The sequence below is a fragment of the Streptomyces sp. NBC_01750 genome (assembly GCF_035918095.1).
Taxonomy (GTDB): domain Bacteria; phylum Actinomycetota; class Actinomycetes; order Streptomycetales; family Streptomycetaceae; genus Streptomyces.
On the sequence record NZ_CP109137.1, the window covers coordinates 4,675,699 to 4,689,954 of the forward strand.

The 14,256-nt window shown below is 70.4% G+C and carries 15 protein-coding genes; 4 read left to right on the forward strand and 11 right to left on the reverse strand.

Translation table 11 applies throughout. From position 1 onward, the window contains the following. Window positions 1-30 precede the first annotated feature (30 nt). Window positions 31-1,344 carry a phosphoribosyltransferase family protein gene (locus tag OG966_RS21060; protein WP_326651293.1) on the reverse strand — a complete coding sequence of 438 codons (1,314 nt, stop codon included), beginning with the start codon at window positions 1,342-1,344 and terminating at the stop codon, window positions 31-33. Between the two features lie 132 nt (window positions 1,345-1,476). Here OG966_RS21060 and OG966_RS21065 point away from each other — a divergent pair, with 132 nt between their 5' ends. Next, the gene (locus OG966_RS21065) at window positions 1,477-2,262 is read left to right on the forward strand and encodes an HAD-IIA family hydrolase (protein WP_326651294.1); all 786 of its coding nucleotides are present in this window, start codon (window positions 1,477-1,479) and stop codon (window positions 2,260-2,262) included. A 16-nt stretch (window positions 2,263-2,278) separates the two neighbouring features. Here the strand turns inward: OG966_RS21065 and OG966_RS21070 are convergent, their stop codons facing one another. From OG966_RS21070 to corA, 3 genes are all read right to left on the reverse strand, one after another. Next, window positions 2,279-2,950, reverse strand: a complete 672-nt coding sequence (locus tag OG966_RS21070) for a histone deacetylase (protein ID WP_442806731.1) — start codon at window positions 2,948-2,950, stop codon at window positions 2,279-2,281. Window positions 2,951-3,119: 169 nt separating this feature from the next. Continuing rightward, window positions 3,120-4,862 carry an NPCBM/NEW2 domain-containing protein gene (locus OG966_RS21075; protein WP_442806732.1) on the reverse strand — a complete coding sequence of 581 codons (1,743 nt, stop codon included), beginning with the start codon at window positions 4,860-4,862 and terminating at the stop codon, window positions 3,120-3,122. A 218-nt stretch (window positions 4,863-5,080) separates the two neighbouring features. Next, window positions 5,081-6,163 (reverse strand): magnesium/cobalt transporter CorA, encoded by a 1,083-nt coding sequence (gene corA / locus OG966_RS21080; RefSeq protein WP_406733807.1) that lies wholly within the window; start codon window positions 6,161-6,163, stop codon window positions 5,081-5,083. A gap of 266 nt (window positions 6,164-6,429) precedes the next feature. On the opposite strand from corA, the gene OG966_RS21085 reads away from it, so the two are divergent. Continuing rightward, a complete protein-coding gene (locus tag OG966_RS21085; RefSeq protein WP_326651296.1) occupies window positions 6,430-6,636 on the forward strand; it encodes a hypothetical protein in 207 nt (68 codons plus the stop codon). 222 nt (window positions 6,637-6,858) lie between these two features. On the opposite strand, the gene OG966_RS21090 is transcribed toward OG966_RS21085, so the two are convergent. Next, window positions 6,859-7,599 (reverse strand): PP2C family protein-serine/threonine phosphatase, encoded by a 741-nt coding sequence (locus tag OG966_RS21090; RefSeq protein ID WP_326655306.1) that lies wholly within the window; start codon window positions 7,597-7,599, stop codon window positions 6,859-6,861. 133 nt (window positions 7,600-7,732) lie between these two features. After that, a complete protein-coding gene (locus tag OG966_RS21095) occupies window positions 7,733-8,545 on the reverse strand; it encodes a maleylpyruvate isomerase family mycothiol-dependent enzyme (RefSeq protein ID WP_442806733.1) in 813 nt (270 codons plus the stop codon). Between the two features lie 200 nt (window positions 8,546-8,745). Here OG966_RS21095 and OG966_RS21100 point away from each other — a divergent pair, with 200 nt between their 5' ends. Together OG966_RS21100 and OG966_RS21105 are read left to right on the forward strand one after the other, a co-directional pair. Continuing rightward, window positions 8,746-9,504: an IclR family transcriptional regulator gene (locus tag OG966_RS21100; protein ID WP_326651298.1), complete on the forward strand. Its 759-nt coding sequence runs from the start codon at window positions 8,746-8,748 to the stop codon at window positions 9,502-9,504. 97 nt (window positions 9,505-9,601) lie between these two features. Then, entirely contained in the window at window positions 9,602-10,849 is a 1,248-nt protein-coding gene (locus OG966_RS21105) for a PP2C family protein-serine/threonine phosphatase (RefSeq protein WP_326651299.1), read from the forward strand. On the opposite strand, the gene OG966_RS21110 is transcribed toward OG966_RS21105, so the two are convergent. The 5 genes from OG966_RS21110 to OG966_RS21130 form a co-directional block, all read right to left on the reverse strand. Continuing rightward, a complete protein-coding gene (locus OG966_RS21110) occupies window positions 10,828-11,148 on the reverse strand; it encodes a GYD domain-containing protein (RefSeq protein ID WP_326651300.1) in 321 nt (106 codons plus the stop codon). The genes OG966_RS21105 and OG966_RS21110 overlap by 22 nt on opposite strands. Window positions 11,149-11,344: 196 nt before the next feature. After that, the gene (locus OG966_RS21115; RefSeq protein WP_326651301.1) at window positions 11,345-11,596 is read right to left on the reverse strand and encodes a hypothetical protein; all 252 of its coding nucleotides are present in this window, start codon (window positions 11,594-11,596) and stop codon (window positions 11,345-11,347) included. Further along, a complete protein-coding gene (locus OG966_RS21120) occupies window positions 11,596-11,994 on the reverse strand; it encodes a hypothetical protein (RefSeq protein ID WP_326651302.1) in 399 nt (132 codons plus the stop codon). Before OG966_RS21120 ends, OG966_RS21115 begins: the two co-directional genes overlap by 1 nt. Before the next feature lie 55 nt (window positions 11,995-12,049). Then, window positions 12,050-13,543, reverse strand: coding sequence for a HAMP domain-containing sensor histidine kinase (locus OG966_RS21125; protein ID WP_326651303.1), 1,494 nt, complete (start codon window positions 13,541-13,543; stop codon window positions 12,050-12,052). After that, entirely contained in the window at window positions 13,540-14,250 is a 711-nt protein-coding gene (locus tag OG966_RS21130; RefSeq protein WP_326651304.1) for a response regulator transcription factor, read from the reverse strand. Before OG966_RS21130 ends, OG966_RS21125 begins: the two co-directional genes overlap by 4 nt. Between the last annotated feature and the right edge of the window lie 6 nt (window positions 14,251-14,256).

Consider the following 14,256-nt stretch of genomic DNA (forward strand, 5'->3'; position numbering starts at 1 on the left):
GGCGTGCTCCATCAGCGGGAGTACTGCCCCCTATGACGGTGGGTCAGGGATCGGCCGGGAACCGCTCAAGTGCCTGACGAACCAGGAGCGGGCGAGGTCCGCGACCTGGTCCAGGGCCCCGGGTTCCTCGAAGAGATGCGTGGCGCCGGGGACGATCTCGAGCCGGTTCTCGCAGCGCAGCTCCGCCTGCGCGTGCCGGTTGAGATCGAGCACCAATGTGTCGTGGCCGCCCACGATGAGCAGTGTGGGCGCCCGTACCTCGCCGAGCCGCGGTCCGGCGAGGTCGGGCCGGCCGCCGCGGGAGACCACGGCACCGATGGCCGGGCCGGCCGAGGAGTCGGCGGGCGCCGCGGCCCGCAGCGCCGCCGCGGCTCCGGTGCTCGCTCCGAAGTAGCCGATCGGGAAGGACTCGCGGCTCCGCAGCCAGCGGGTGGCGTCCGCCAGCCGCCGGGCCAGGGTTTCGATGTCGAAGACGTTCGCCCGGTCGGCTTCCTCCGCCGGTGTGAGCAGGTCGAAGAGCAAGGTCCCCAGACCCGCACGGTTCAGGGTCGTCGCCACGTGCCGGTTGCGCGGGCTGTGGCGGCTGCTGCCGGAGCCGTGGGCGAACATCACGATCGCTCCGGCACCGTCGGGGAGGGTGAGGTCCCCGGTCAGCGGGACCCCGCCGGCGTCCACCTCGACCGCGGTGACCTCGGCCTTCGTGGACCCGACGTCCGCGGCCTGTGCGAGCAGCGAGACGACTTCTTCGTCGGGGGTCTGGGAGAAGTCCTGGTACCACTCGCCGACGGCGGAGAACATGGCCGGCGTGGAGAGGCAGACCACCTCGTCCGCCTTGGTGCGCAGCCAGGCGGCAGCATCCGGCGGCGCCACCGGAACGGCCAGCACCACACGGCCCGCTCCCTGCGCCCGTACGACCTCGCAGGCAGCCGCCGCCGTGGCACCGGTGGCGATCCCGTCGTCCACGATGATCGCCGTCCGGCCCTCGAGTGCCACGCGCGGCCGGTCCTCGCGGAACCGCCGGGCCTGCCGTGCGAGTTCCGCCTCCTCGGCGTGCTCGACCGATGTGAGTTCCTCGCGCCGGATCCTGCCTCGGCGGACGATGTCGTCGCTGATGACCCGCACTCCGCCTTCGCCGATGGCACCGAACGCCAGCTCACGGTGGTACGGGACACCGAGCTTGCGGACCACGATCACATCGAGCGGGGCGCCGAGCGCCCGCGCCACTTGATAGGCCACCGGGACTCCGCCCCGGGGCAGGCCCAGGACGACGGGCTTCTCCTCCTGGAGGTGCCGTAGCGCTTCCGCCAGGCGCCGTCCCGCGTCCGTGCGATCGGTGAACAGCACAGTGGTTCACCCCCAACCCAGGGGAGACAGGAACCACTCCCGCACCTCTTTCAAAATAACCCCATTTGCCGCCGCTGAGGAGGTTGGCGAGGTCCGGGGGCTACGGTCGCGCGTGGGGCTACGGTCGTGAGTATGGAGCGAATCCGCGCGGTCCTGATCGATATCGACGGCGTGCTCACGGTGTCCTGGAAGCCGCTGCCCGGCGCCGTAGCCGCCATGGAACGCCTGCGCGCCGCGGGGCTCCCACTGGCGCTGGTCACCAACAACACCTCACGGACCCGCGCCGCGATCGCGGCGAAGCTGTCGGCTGTGGGCTTTCCGGTCGGCGTGGAGGACATCCTCACGGCACCCGCCGTCACCGCCGCGTACCTGCGCGAGCACTATCCGGACGCCCGCTGCCTGCTGATCAACACCGGTGACGTACGGGACGATCTCGCGGGCGTGTCACTCCTCGACGAAGGTGATGACACAGCCCCTGACGTGGTGGTCTTCGGCGGTGCGGGCGACGACTTCACGTATCCGGTCCTCAACCGTGCTTTCCGTGAGCTGCAGCGCGGTGCGCCGCTCGTCGCGATGCACCGGAATCTGTACTGGCGTACCTCGGACGGGCTCGAGCTCGACACCGGGGCGTTCCTTCTGGGGCTGGAGCGGGCCGCCCGGGTCGAGGCGGAGATCACCGGCAAGCCGGCCGAGGCGTTCTTCGCCACCGCCCTGGCGCATCTCGGCGCGGACGCGTCGGAAACGGTGATGGTGGGCGACGACATCGAATCCGATGTACTGGCGGCTCAGCGCAGCGCGATCACCGGCGTGCTGGTGAAGACCGGCAAGTACCTGCCCGAGACGCACGAGGCGGCCGACGGCACACCGGAGCATGTTCTCGACTCTTTCGCCGACCTGCCTGACCTGCTGGAACTCTGAAACGCTCGGCCCGCGATCACTCCGAAGCGCTCCCGTTCCCGCTCCCGTTCCCGTCGGGGATCAGTGCCGCGATCTCCGCGGCCGTCCACCGCCCCTCGGCCCCCGGGCAGCCCGCCAGATACTCGGCAGCCCGCAGCGCACTCCAGCCGTGTGCCGCGACGACCCCCGCCACCAGATGCCGCAGGTAGGCCGCGGCGGGCGGTTTCACCGCGACGTCCGAGACGCGCCAGGGGGCCGTGAACGTCAGCACGGGACGACCGTCCAGCAGGCCGGCGCACACCAGCGTCTCGTACCGCCCGGGGCCCGTCTCCGCGCGCCCACGGCTGAGAACCTCCGTCAGATCGAGGTCCGGGCCCGGCTCGCGGTACATCTCCTGCGCGGCGATGTCGGAGAACTGCGTGGCCGTCAGCAAGTGGGCACGGGCCGGCAGTTCGCCGCCGCCGTCAGGGTCGTAGAACGCTCGGCCGCCGGTCCACACCTGCGACTCGGTGGCGAAGTACAGCATCCCCGGCAGCATGACCGCCACCGAACGCGCGGGCGGGCGGGAGTCCCGGCAGCCGGCGAGGTAGCGGTTCAGCCGTTCAAGATCCATATTGGAGCCGTACGCCGCGTACCAGACGAGAGGGACGTCTGCGCGGTATCCGTCGCGGGCCCCGGTGACTGTTTCGGGCCGTCGGGCTCTGATCACGTGCTCACTCCGCAGGGACGTTGCATGCCGTGCCCCTCCACTATCCACGGGTACCGCGACTGCGGGACGTTGCCCGGGCGTGCGCGAGGCCGCCCGGCGCCGGGCTCTTCAACGGGCCCGGCGCCACCACGTCGCAGGAGGGCGGCGGATGCCGCGCAGCTGCGGCCACTCAGATGCAGGTGAGCCTGGGTGCCGCCCAATCCGCGTGGTCGTAGTTGATGCCGTCGCCGCTGTCGGTGATCACCAGCCTGAGTTCCAGGCCGCCGGTGAGATCCGCGGTGAGCTCTCCGGACGCGTCGGCTCCGGTGAGCCGGCCGCTGTCGGCGACCTTGGTGCCGTCCCGGTAGATCTGGAAGACCACCGACCCGTTCGCACCGCCCGACTCGTCGTCGACACCGACGCCGGTGGTGAGTGTCGTGCAGCTGCCGCCGAGGTAGTACGTGACCGTGGACCCCGCGTGGGTGCCCAGGCCCTTGGCGTAGGTGGTGCCGTTGACGGTGAGGGTCCTGCCGTCTCCGGCGGCCTGTTCGCCGTTGCTGCGGTCGCGTTCGACGGGGCCCCAGCCGTTGACCGCCGACGTCCATGACAGGTCGCTGAGCTGGTTGACCCCGGCCGGCGGCGGCACCGGGGCGCCCGGCGTCACGCGGTACATGACCGTGCCGTGGGCGGGCACCGAAGCGCTGATGGTGCCCGTGGTGGTGCTGGTCTGCCGGGACCAGAGATCCTTGAGGGCGTACGAGGACGCGCCACCGATCCCGATCGCCCCGACGGTCGTCGAGACCGTCTTCGTGGACGTGGTCTCATTCGTGAGAGTCACCGAACGGCCGCCGTCCGCCAGGGGTTTGGACATCACCACCAGGCCGCCGGAGCTTGCCACCACGGTGGCCTGCTTGCCCAGGCTGTCCTGGTCGACCGCGATGACGTCGGTGTTCTTCAGGATCGCGAGGGTGGCGGCGGAGGCGCTGCGCAGATCACTGCCGATCAGCAGCGGTGCGGCCATCTGCGCCCAGAGACTGAAGTGGGTGCGGTACTCGGTGTCGCTCATCCCGCCGTTGCCGACCTCGAGCATGTCCGGGTCGTTCCAGGCGCCGGGCTTGGCATACGGCGCCAGCCCCTGGTTCCGGTGCGCGATGCCGATCATGCTGGACCAGGAATCGCTGATGTCCCCGGTGGTGCGCCAGGAGTTGCCGATGTCCGGCGCCCAGTTCCAGGGCTGGTTCTCTCCCCACTCGCAGATGCTGTAGAGGATGGGCCGGCCGGTCGCCTTCAGCGCGTTGGCCATCGCCGTGTAGCGCTGCCTGGCGTCGGCACCCGTGTTGTTGCAGTTGTCGTACTTGAGGTAGTCCACGCCCCAGGACGCCCACAGGTCGGCATCCTGCTGCTCGTGGCCGAGACCGCCGGGAAACCCCTGTACGTCACAGGTCTTGGTGCCGGCACTCGAGTAGATTCCGAACTTCAGTCCCTTGGAATGCACATAGTCGGCGACTGCCTTGATGCCGCCCGGGAAGCGCACCGGGTCGGGGACGAGATTCCCGGCGGCGTCGCGCGAGGGGAGCGCCCAGCAGTCGTCGATATTGACGTAGGTGTACCCGGCGTTCTTGAGGCCCTGCGAGACGAAGGTGTCCGCGATGCCCTTGACCATCGCCTCGTTGAACTCGGCCCGGCAGTGGGTGGAGTTCCAGTTGTTGAAGCCCATCTGAGGCGTACGCGCCAGGCCGTTGTCGACGGCCGGTGTCGTGGCAGTCGTGGGAGTCGTGGGTGTCGCGACAGCCGTGGCGGCCTTGCCGGCGATGGCGGTCGTGCCGGCTGCGGCGGCCGGGACGGCGATGAGCACCCCGCCGCCGGTGAGCAACGCGAGCGCGGCGGCGACGGCGGCCAGACGCTCTCTGAAGATGTGTCGTTCGGTGTGCATATTCGGCTCCGGAGGGGGGTGAATGGCGCACAAACAAACGGGGACGAACGAAAGCGACCACATCTCAGCGCCGAGTCAGGCACATGTCAATAGATCGGGCGCCAACTGCCCGGCAGGGAGCCACGGGACGCCGGCGCGCAGCCGTAGGCGCGCTGGAGGTGAAACCCGCAGACCGGATCCCGCCGACGGGTCAGAGCCGGCCGTTACGGCGGAAGCCGTCAGAGCCAGCCGTTACGGCGGAAGCTGCGGTGGACGACGAAGCAGACGGCGACCATGACGACGAGGACGAGCGGGTAGCCGTAGGTCCAGTGCAGCTCCGGCATGTGGTCGAAGTTCATGCCGTACACCCCGCAGACCATGGTCGGTACGGCGATGATCGCCGCCCACGCGGTGATCTTGCGCATGTCCTCGTTCTGGGCGACGGTCACCTGCGCGAGATGGGCCTGGAGGACCGAGTCGAGCAGCGCGTCGAACGACGTGATCTGCTCCGTGACGCGGGCCAGATGGTCGGCGACATCACGGAAGTACGGCTGGATGTCCTGGCCGACCGGCGGCAGCGGCTGGGTGGCCAGGGCGTGCAGCGGCCGGTCCAGCGGCGCCACCGCGCGCTTGAGCTCCAGCAGCTCGCGCTTGAGCTGATAGATCCGGCCGGCGTCGCCACTGCCCGCCCGCTCGCTGAAGACGGCGGACTCGGCAGCGTCGATGTCGCTCTGCACGGCGTCCGCCACGGCGAGATAGTCGTCGACCACATGGTCGGCTATGGCGTGGAGCACGGCGGCAGGGCCCTTGGCCAGCTGCTCGGGCATGGCCTCCAGGGCCTCCCGGAGCGGGCCGAGTGAACCGTGCCTGCCGTGCCGGACGGTGATCACGAAGTCGGTACCGGTGAAGATCATGAGCTCCCCGGTGTCCACCACTTCGCTGGTGGCGGTGAGTTCCTCGTGCTCGACGTAGCGGCACGTCTTGAAGACGGCGAACAGCGTCTCCTCGTACCGTTCCACCTTGGGCCGCTGATGCGCGTTCACCGCGTCCTCGACGGCCAGCGGATGCAGACCGAACAGCTCGGCGACCCCGGCGAACTCCGTCTCGGAGGGTTCGTGCAGCCCGATCCACACAAAGCCGCGCCCGGTCTTGCGGACCCGCCGTACGGCCTCGTCGACCGGACAGGTCTCGGGCTGCCGCACGCCGTCCTCGTAGATCACGCAGTTGACGACCGTGCTGCCGAGCGGGGAGCGGGCCGGATGGCTCAGGTCCACTGTCCTGCGGGCGGCGCGGCGCACCGCACGGCGGAGATTGCTGATCACGGGCACGGCTGACTCCTTCGGACAACAACCGACAGTGTGCCACCGGCCGCCCCAGGGCCGGCCGCGGCCCTTGCCCGGGCAGGCATCGGCGCCGCTCTGGTGGGTGCACCCTTCGCCGGGGCCGTCCGGTTCGGCGAGGCACCCGGCGTCCCCGCCGCCTCACGCGGCGGCGACTTCGACGCGCTGCTCGCGCTGCTCGCCCCGGACGTCGTACGCCGTACGGACACCGCGGCCGCGCTGCCGGGCGCGGGCGCGGCGCGGCCCCCGTGGCCGGCACCTTCGCGGGCCGTGCCAAGGCCGCACAGCCGGCGATCGTCAACGGTGCCGCAGGACTGGTCCGGGCCCCGGGCGGACGGCCGCGCGTCGTCTTCGGCTTCACGATCACGCACGGAGAGATCACCGCGATCGACGTCCTCGCCGACGCCGAACGCATCGCCGATTTTGCTCCCTTGTGGATCCAGTCCTCCCGGTGAAGCGCGGGCTGCAGCGAGAGAGCGCCCTTTCGCCGTGTCAGGCCCACTGCGGCGGGTCGTACACGAAGTGCGGAATCACCAGTACGCGCTGCATCAAGGTCACCCGGCACGGTGTCACCGGCTACGTGGTCGGCACCTGCGTGAAGACGCCCTGATCCCGGCCCATCAAGCCAAAGCCCCGGGCCGCCTGCCCGGGGCTCCGGGCTGCGGCAGTGAGAGGCCCTACTCGCCGATACGCACCAGAGCGAGCGTGATGTTGTCAGGCCCTCCGGCCTCGATGGCGGCCTTCCACAACTCGTAGGCGGCCCGGCCGTCGTCGTGCACCCGTAGCAGGCCGTCGATCACATCGTCCGGCACCGGGTCGGTCAGCCCGTCGGTGCAGATCAGGTAGCGAAGGCCCGCGGACACCGGGGCGGCGGCCGTGTGCGCCGTGATGGCGGTGAATGTGGGGCTGCCGCCGAGCGTCTGCGTGACGGCTGACGTGGTGCGCCGCCCGGGTGCCGGCGGCGGGCTGTCGTCCACGCTCACCTGGCGAAGTCCGTCGTCAGTCACCTCGAACACCTTGCTGTCGCCGACATTGAACGCCAGCAGCGAATCCGCCAGCACGACGGCACCCGCGACCGTGGTTCCCATGGTGACCCGCTCGGGAAACCCGCCGGTCGCCGCATACACCGCGTGATTGCAGAGGTCCAGCACGTCACGGACGGCCTCCTCGCCGTCCAACGTAGGCCCCAGAGCGGCGAGTTGCCGGACGACCAGTGCACTCGCCACTTCGCCGGCCGGCTGCCCGCCGAGCCCGTCGGCGACCGCGACGACGAGCGGTGTGCCGAAGGGGAACAGGAGCGTCTGAGGATTCTCGGTCACGGTGCCGCACAGCGTCCACGGTCCGACCACGAGGCTGTCCTCGTTGTGATCCCGGATCAGCCCGTCATGGCTCAAGGCGGTCACCGCTATGTACGGCACTGGCATTTTCCGCCCTTCCGTAAACGGCAGGCGTGTCCCTCACCACCATTGTGACGCCGCGAGAGGGGTGGCCGGCGTGCCGGGTCCTCGCGGAAATGGTGCGGGACGCTCACCCCGCACCGCCGGCCGGACTTCAGGGCGCCGTGAAAAGTGTCGGGAAGCGGGGAGCGAGCCAGGGCTTGCGGCCCCAGGTGAGCACGCGGCCCCGGGCGATTGCTCCCCACGGGTCGCAGCGGCCGAGCGCCATGAGCAGGAAGGTGACCGGCTCGGTGAGGATGGTGCAGTCCGGGCGGCTCGATGGCTGCGCGCTCACGGCGACGGCGCCGTCCGTGAGCGTGACGCCGAAGCGGGCGCCGCCCCACAGACGGATCGTGTAGCGGGCGGTCAGCCCAGCGGCGGCGGCGGTGTCGACCACCCGTGGCATGGCCGTGATCAGGAAGGGCAGGGTCAGTTCGACCCGGCCGCGGTCGATCATGTGCGGACGGCCGAGCGCGCGGGCGAGGTCGTAGCCGTGCCCGAGCATGTGCGCCAGCAGGTACGAGCCCAGTTCGGCCCGGCTCATCGGGCCGAGGGGGGTGACCACAGTCCCCTCGATCGCGTGCTGGTCCACCGCCTTGAGGAATGCGGCGGCCTGCGCCACGATCATCTCGGCCAGCGGATCGGCCCCGCGCTCGTCGAACTCGGCCAGCGCGCGCTCATTGGCCGCGGCCAGGCTCTGCGGGGTGCCGTCCCCGTAGCCGCGCTCCTGCCCTGCCGCGATATCGGCCATCAGCTCATTGGCCTGCGCCAGATGCGCTGCCGCCGCCCCGACGCTCCACTCGGACCCGGGTACCGGAACACCCGTGTCGGCAACTCCGCGCAGCAGCGCGGCGATGTCCTCGGCGGTGTCGCGTATCGCGTCACCGAGCCCCTCGGGCAGAGTGCCTCGTACTTCCTGCCCAGCCACTGGTGCCACGTTTCTCCCATCATCTGCTGCGTACCCGGAGCGCGTGCAAATCTGTCCGGGATCGCCCGCGGTAGACAATCAGGCAAAGGGAGCTGCGACAAGAGGCTGCGCGGTCGGCCTGGGCATTGGCGGTCGGCCTGGACATCGGCGTCCCGGCTCGCGACCTTGCTAACGCGACACACCGGGCGCAATCTGGTGGTATGGGTGCCCAGGACGGCCCAACGCTCATCACTTCCGTGCAGCGAGCCTTCCGCTTGATGGAAGCTGTGGGGGCACACGAGGGCGGCGTACCGGCGAAGCAGCTGGCACGCGAGGCCGGGCTGCCGCTGGCCACCGCGTACCACCTGCTGCGAACCCTGGTCCACGACGGGTACCTGCGGAAGCTGGACGACGGCGGGTTCGTCATCGGGGACAAGCTGCACATGCTGCACGTCGGAAGCAGTGGGCAGGCGCTGCTCACCCGTATCCGTCCCACGCTCGCCGCCCTGCGGGACGAAACGTCGGCCGCCGCCTACCTGACCTTCTACGAGGACGGCGAGATCCGGGTCGCCGAGATCGTCGACAGCCCGCGGGCGCCACGGGTCGACCTCTGGGTGGGATTCGAGGACGCCGGGCACGCCACGGCGCTGGGTAAGTGCGTTCTGCGTGAGCTGGACCAAGACTCCCGAAGCGACTACCTCTCCCGGCACCAGCTCGCCGATCTCACGCCGCGGACCATTACCCACCGTCCCGAACTGCTCCGACGACTCGAATCGTCACCCGCCACCCCGGCCGTCATGGACGTGGAGGAGTACTCCCTCGGTACGGTCTGCGTCGCCGTGCCCGTATACAGCGGTCAGACGCTCGGCTCGCTCGGTGTCTCCGTCGGGGCGGACCGGCTCTCCCGAATCGATCAAGTCCTCGCGCAGCTGATCCCGGCAGCGAATCGCGTGACCAGGGGCCTTTCGCTCACTATCTGAAAATCCTGTCCTTGTGGCTCACCCGCTCCTCCCTGTTTCCTGGACAAAACGGGCACTTCGGCCCTCATTGACGGACCAGGGAGTTGCGGACGCGAACATGATTCAGACCCGAGACGATCAGCGCGACCGCCCACGGATCTGGAAGCTCAAGAAGCGGACGGCCGGCTCCGGCACGCCGGCCAGGCCGGACGAGGGGCCGGGAGCGGCCCTGGCCGCCGGGGCGACACAGCTGGACCAGCCGCGCACCGCCGCACTCCTCGCCGGCGCGCCCGCACTGATCGTCTTTGCGGTGGCGCTCCTCGCCCTCCTCAGCGGAACCGGGGCGACCTGGTTGCCGCTGCTCGCCGTCGGACCCACGCTGGCCGCCGCCACCAGCAGGCCGGGGGGAGTCCTCCGTATCGGCTTCATCGCCGTGGCGCTGGGCGCGGTGTTCGGCGTCCGTGGCGGTGCGCCGGGGCGTGAGCAGGCAATCGTGCTGTCCGCACTGGTCGCCGTCACCCTCGCGAGCAGCCTGGCCAGCGCGCTGCGCGGGCGTCGCGAAAGGGTGCTGGAGGCCGTCCGCTCGGTCGCCGAAGCCGCCCAGCACGCCCTTCTCAGGCCCGTGCCTGCCACTGTCGGTCAGTTCCAGGTGGCTGTCCGCTACAGCGCCGCCGCGGCGGAGGCCCGTATCGGCGGGGACCTCTACGCCCTCGTTCCCACCCCGTACGGGATCAGGCTGATCGTCGGTGATGTGCGGGGCAAGGGGCTGCCCGCGGTGAGCACCGCCGCTCTGGTGCTCGGTGTCTTCCGTGAAGCCGCCTATGACGAGCCGGACCTTCTGGATGTCGTCGGCAGGATCGAGCGGAGCCTCGCGCGGAACCTGGGTCCCGACGACTTCGTCACCGCCGTCGTCGCCGGGTACGCCGGGGGCGAGCGCATGGAGATAGTCAACTGTGGACACGCCCCTCCGCTGCTGGTGCGGGGCAGCGACGTCAGGGCTGTCGAACCGACGCATCCGACTCCGCCTCTCGGGCTGAGTGCCCTCACCGGCGAGGCCCCGAACCTTCAGGTGCTGTCTTTCACCGACGGCGACCAGTTGCTCCTCTACACCGACGGGGTGACCGAGGCCCGCAACCACAGTCGTGAGTTCTACCCGCTCATCGAGGGGGTGGCACGGCACCTGTCGGACGAGCCGTCCCGTACCGTCGCCGCGCTGCACAACGAGCTGCTGGAGCACGTGGGCGGCCGCCTCCACGACGACGCGGCACTGCTTCTGCTCCGGAAACCGGCCGTTGCCGGCTCGGCGGCGTCCACGAGGGGTGCGTCCACAGCCGCCATGGCGCCTCAGGCGCCGGGCGCGCGGTAGTCCACCTTCTGGCGGACCGCCTCGTCGATCTCCTCGGGCGTCAGCAGTACGACGATGCTCGTGCGCACGCCGCCGGCCGCGGACACAACGAGACCCAGGGCCGCGGCGGAGGCGTTGTTCGGCAGGTCCGCCGTGACATAGACGTCCTCGTCACCGAATGCCCAGTGCATTGATTCGAGCTGGCCCCCCACGCTCTGGACCATGCGTTCGACGACCTCACGGCGCGCTGTGCCGCCTTCCCTGAGCAGACCTTTCAGTCCCTCCGTGGTCAACTTGGCTCTGACGAGGTATTTCGACATCGGCCTCCGCCTTTCACATCCGTCCTGGTGCTGGCCCTTTGCTCGAATCGTCCTTCGGTTACCGGCCATTGACGGGATCCGGAACGGCTCCTGAAGGTCGAAGACAATGATCCCGGGTACGTCCATCGTCGCCCTGGCCCGGCGCGACTGCATCCGGACGGGCCGCCGGGGCCGTCCCCGGCGCCCCCTTGCCGGATCAGTCCTGCCCGTCTTCCGCCGCCGCGGACTCCGCTGCGGCAGCGGCCGATTCGGCGGCATCCACGAGGCTCTTCATGTCGGTGACCTCCGCGGGGCCGGTGGTCCCGGGGCCGGTGGTGACCGGGCTGTCGGCCGTTCCGCCGGCTTTCCCGCCGTTGTCCTGCCCGCAGCCGGTGAGGGCCGCGAGGAACAGGAGGGCGGCCGCGACGGCGGTGGCGGTGCGCCGGCGGGACTCCGGCCGGCGGGACATCACTTCTCGCTCCCGTTGTTGTTCGCCTCGCACCAGGTCTTGACCGCGGTCAGGTCCTTCCGGCGCTTCTCGAGGGTGGGAACAAGGGAGCGGCGGAAGGTGAGCTTGTCGTTGAGGTACGTCTCGATCTCGGTGTGACCGGCTGCCTTGGCGTTTTCGACCCGCTTCGCCAGCCGGGCGATGGAACCGTGCCGCGTCGCGTCCCCGTCGAGGCGGTCAAGGGCTCGGCCGAGGCGCTTCTCGATCTTCGGTACCCGCTTGCAGAGAGCCTGGGCACCGTCGCCGGTGGGCGCGGTGTCCGGCGACGGTGTCCCTCCGCCGGCCGAGGCCGTGCCCGCCGCGGCGAGCAGCGCGGCGGCGGCGGTGAGAGCGAGGGCGGCGGTCTTGACAGTCCTCATGACGGTTTCTCCTTCGGAACGGGGCGAGGCCCATATGCCTGCGCCTGCCCAGAAGTTAGGAGCCGTCCTTGTGGAAACCTTGTGGGTGCTCGGCAGTTCCGGTCAGCCAGTCCCGCTCGGCCGGCAAGAGGATCTCGGTCTGCCTGCTCTCTCGCACCGGGAGTCGTACCTCGATCCGCGTGCCACCGGCTCCAGGACGGTCCTGGACCTCGACTCGGCCGCCGTGCAGGGCGGTCTGCTGCGCGACGAGGGTCAATCCGAGCCCCGATCCGGGGCTGTCCGGTCCGCGCTCGAAGCGATGGAAGACCGCGGCACGGCGTGGGGGCGGGATGCCGGGACCGTGGTCGTCCACCGTCAGTACGGCGACTGAGCCTCTGGGGTGTCCGCCCGCTCTCAGGCCCAGCTCGATCCGGGCCCGTCCGTCGCTGCCCCTACCGTGAATCAGCGCATTGGCCAGGAGGTTGTCGACGATTGTTCGTACCCCGGGCTCCCATGCGTGCACGCTGAGGCGCGGCATCACCGGCAGATTGATCTGCGCCGTGGGATGCCTGCGCCCGGCGTCGGCGACGGAGGCGTCGATTACTTCGGTGAGGTCCACCGGACCGAAGGCATCGGCCTCGATCAGGTCGCCACGGCCGAGTTCCCTGAGCATCACCAGCAGGCTCAGCAGCCGGGCGTGTTCGGTCCGGAGATCCCTCAGGACCTCATCCCGGTCCACCGGTGCGAGGCCGGGATGCTGGGACAGGATCTCCAGATTCGTCTGCATGCTCATCAGCGGGGTGCGCAGTTCATGCGCCGCGGCGGAGGCGAACGACCGAGCGGTGGTCAGGGCACCCGTGGTCCGCGCGGCCTGTTCGTCATAGCGGGCCAGTACGGTCTGCAGCGTCCGGGCGAGGTCGTCGACCTCGGTGACCCCGGTCCGGCTGTGGTCGAGTCTTGCCGCATCCACCCTCGGGTCGAGGCCGCTGGTGCGCTGTTGCAGCCGGCGCAGCGGGCGGCCGGCCCGCGAGGCGACGGCCAGAGCCAGCAGACCGGCCAACGGGGCGGCCAGCAGCGCCACCATCACCACGCGGCGGCGTACGAGAGCCAGTTGGTCCTCGCTCGCGGTATCCGGGGAGAACAGCCACAGTGTGCCGTCGACACCGGAGCGCGAGCCCTGCACACGTACTGCCAGCACCCGCCAGCTCCTGGACCCCTCCTCGACGGTGACCGGCATCCGTGCGCTCTGCGGAAGGGGTACGGAGGCATCGGGCTGGGGGCCGCCGGAAACGGTGCCCTTCGGCCCGGTCAGCCGGATGCCGACATCCAGACCGGAGGCGTACAACTGCCGCTCACGAGCTTGCTCGACCGCTGCGGGACGGTCGGCGGCGGTGGCCCGCAGCAGCCGGCGGGCGTCCCCCGCGGCCACCGCCGCGCGCTCGCGCAGATGCGCGTCCTGCTCGGCGTGCAGATCACGGGCGACCAGCTGGAGCAGCAACCATCCCGCCGCCAGCACCAGCACCGGCACGGTGACGCCAATGGCGAGTGCGATCCGCGTCGACAGTTTCACGCGCTCTGGCTCCCGTTGTCCGGGCGCAGGACGAAACCGACGCCCCGCACGGTATGGATGATCCGTGCCCGGCCACCGCTCTCCAGCTTGCGCCGCAGATAGCTGACGAAGGTGTCGACGGCATCCGTGCGCACCTCGAAGTCGTACCCCCAGACCCGCTCCAGCAACTGGTCCCGGGTGAGCACGATCCCCACATTGCGCGCCAGGACCTCCAACAGCTCGAACTCCCGCCGGGTCAGCACCAGCAACTCGCCGTCGAGCCTCGCCTCGCGGGCCGCCGGATCCAGCACCAGAGGCCCGATGCGGACCGTGTCCGTGTCCCTCGGCGGCCGCCGGCGCAGCAGCGCCTCGAGCCGCAGCACCAGCTCCTGCAACGCGAACGGCTTGACCAGGTAGTCGTCGCCACCCGCCTGTAGCCCCGCGATGCGGTCCGCCGTCTCGTCCAGTGCCGACAGCATCAGTACGGGAACGTCGTTGCCGTCGTCGCGCAGGGCCCGGCACACCTGGATTCCGTCGAGACCGGGCATGGAGATGTCGAGCACGACCACATCGGTCGGCTCCCGGCGCACATGGACCAGGGCGGGCCGCCCGCCCTCGGCCAGCGCCACCGCGAAACCGGCCAGCCGCAGTCCCCGCTCCAGCGACCGCCGGATCGCCGGATCGTCGTCCACTACCAGCACCCGTCCCCGGCCGACGTCACCGCCCATCAGACC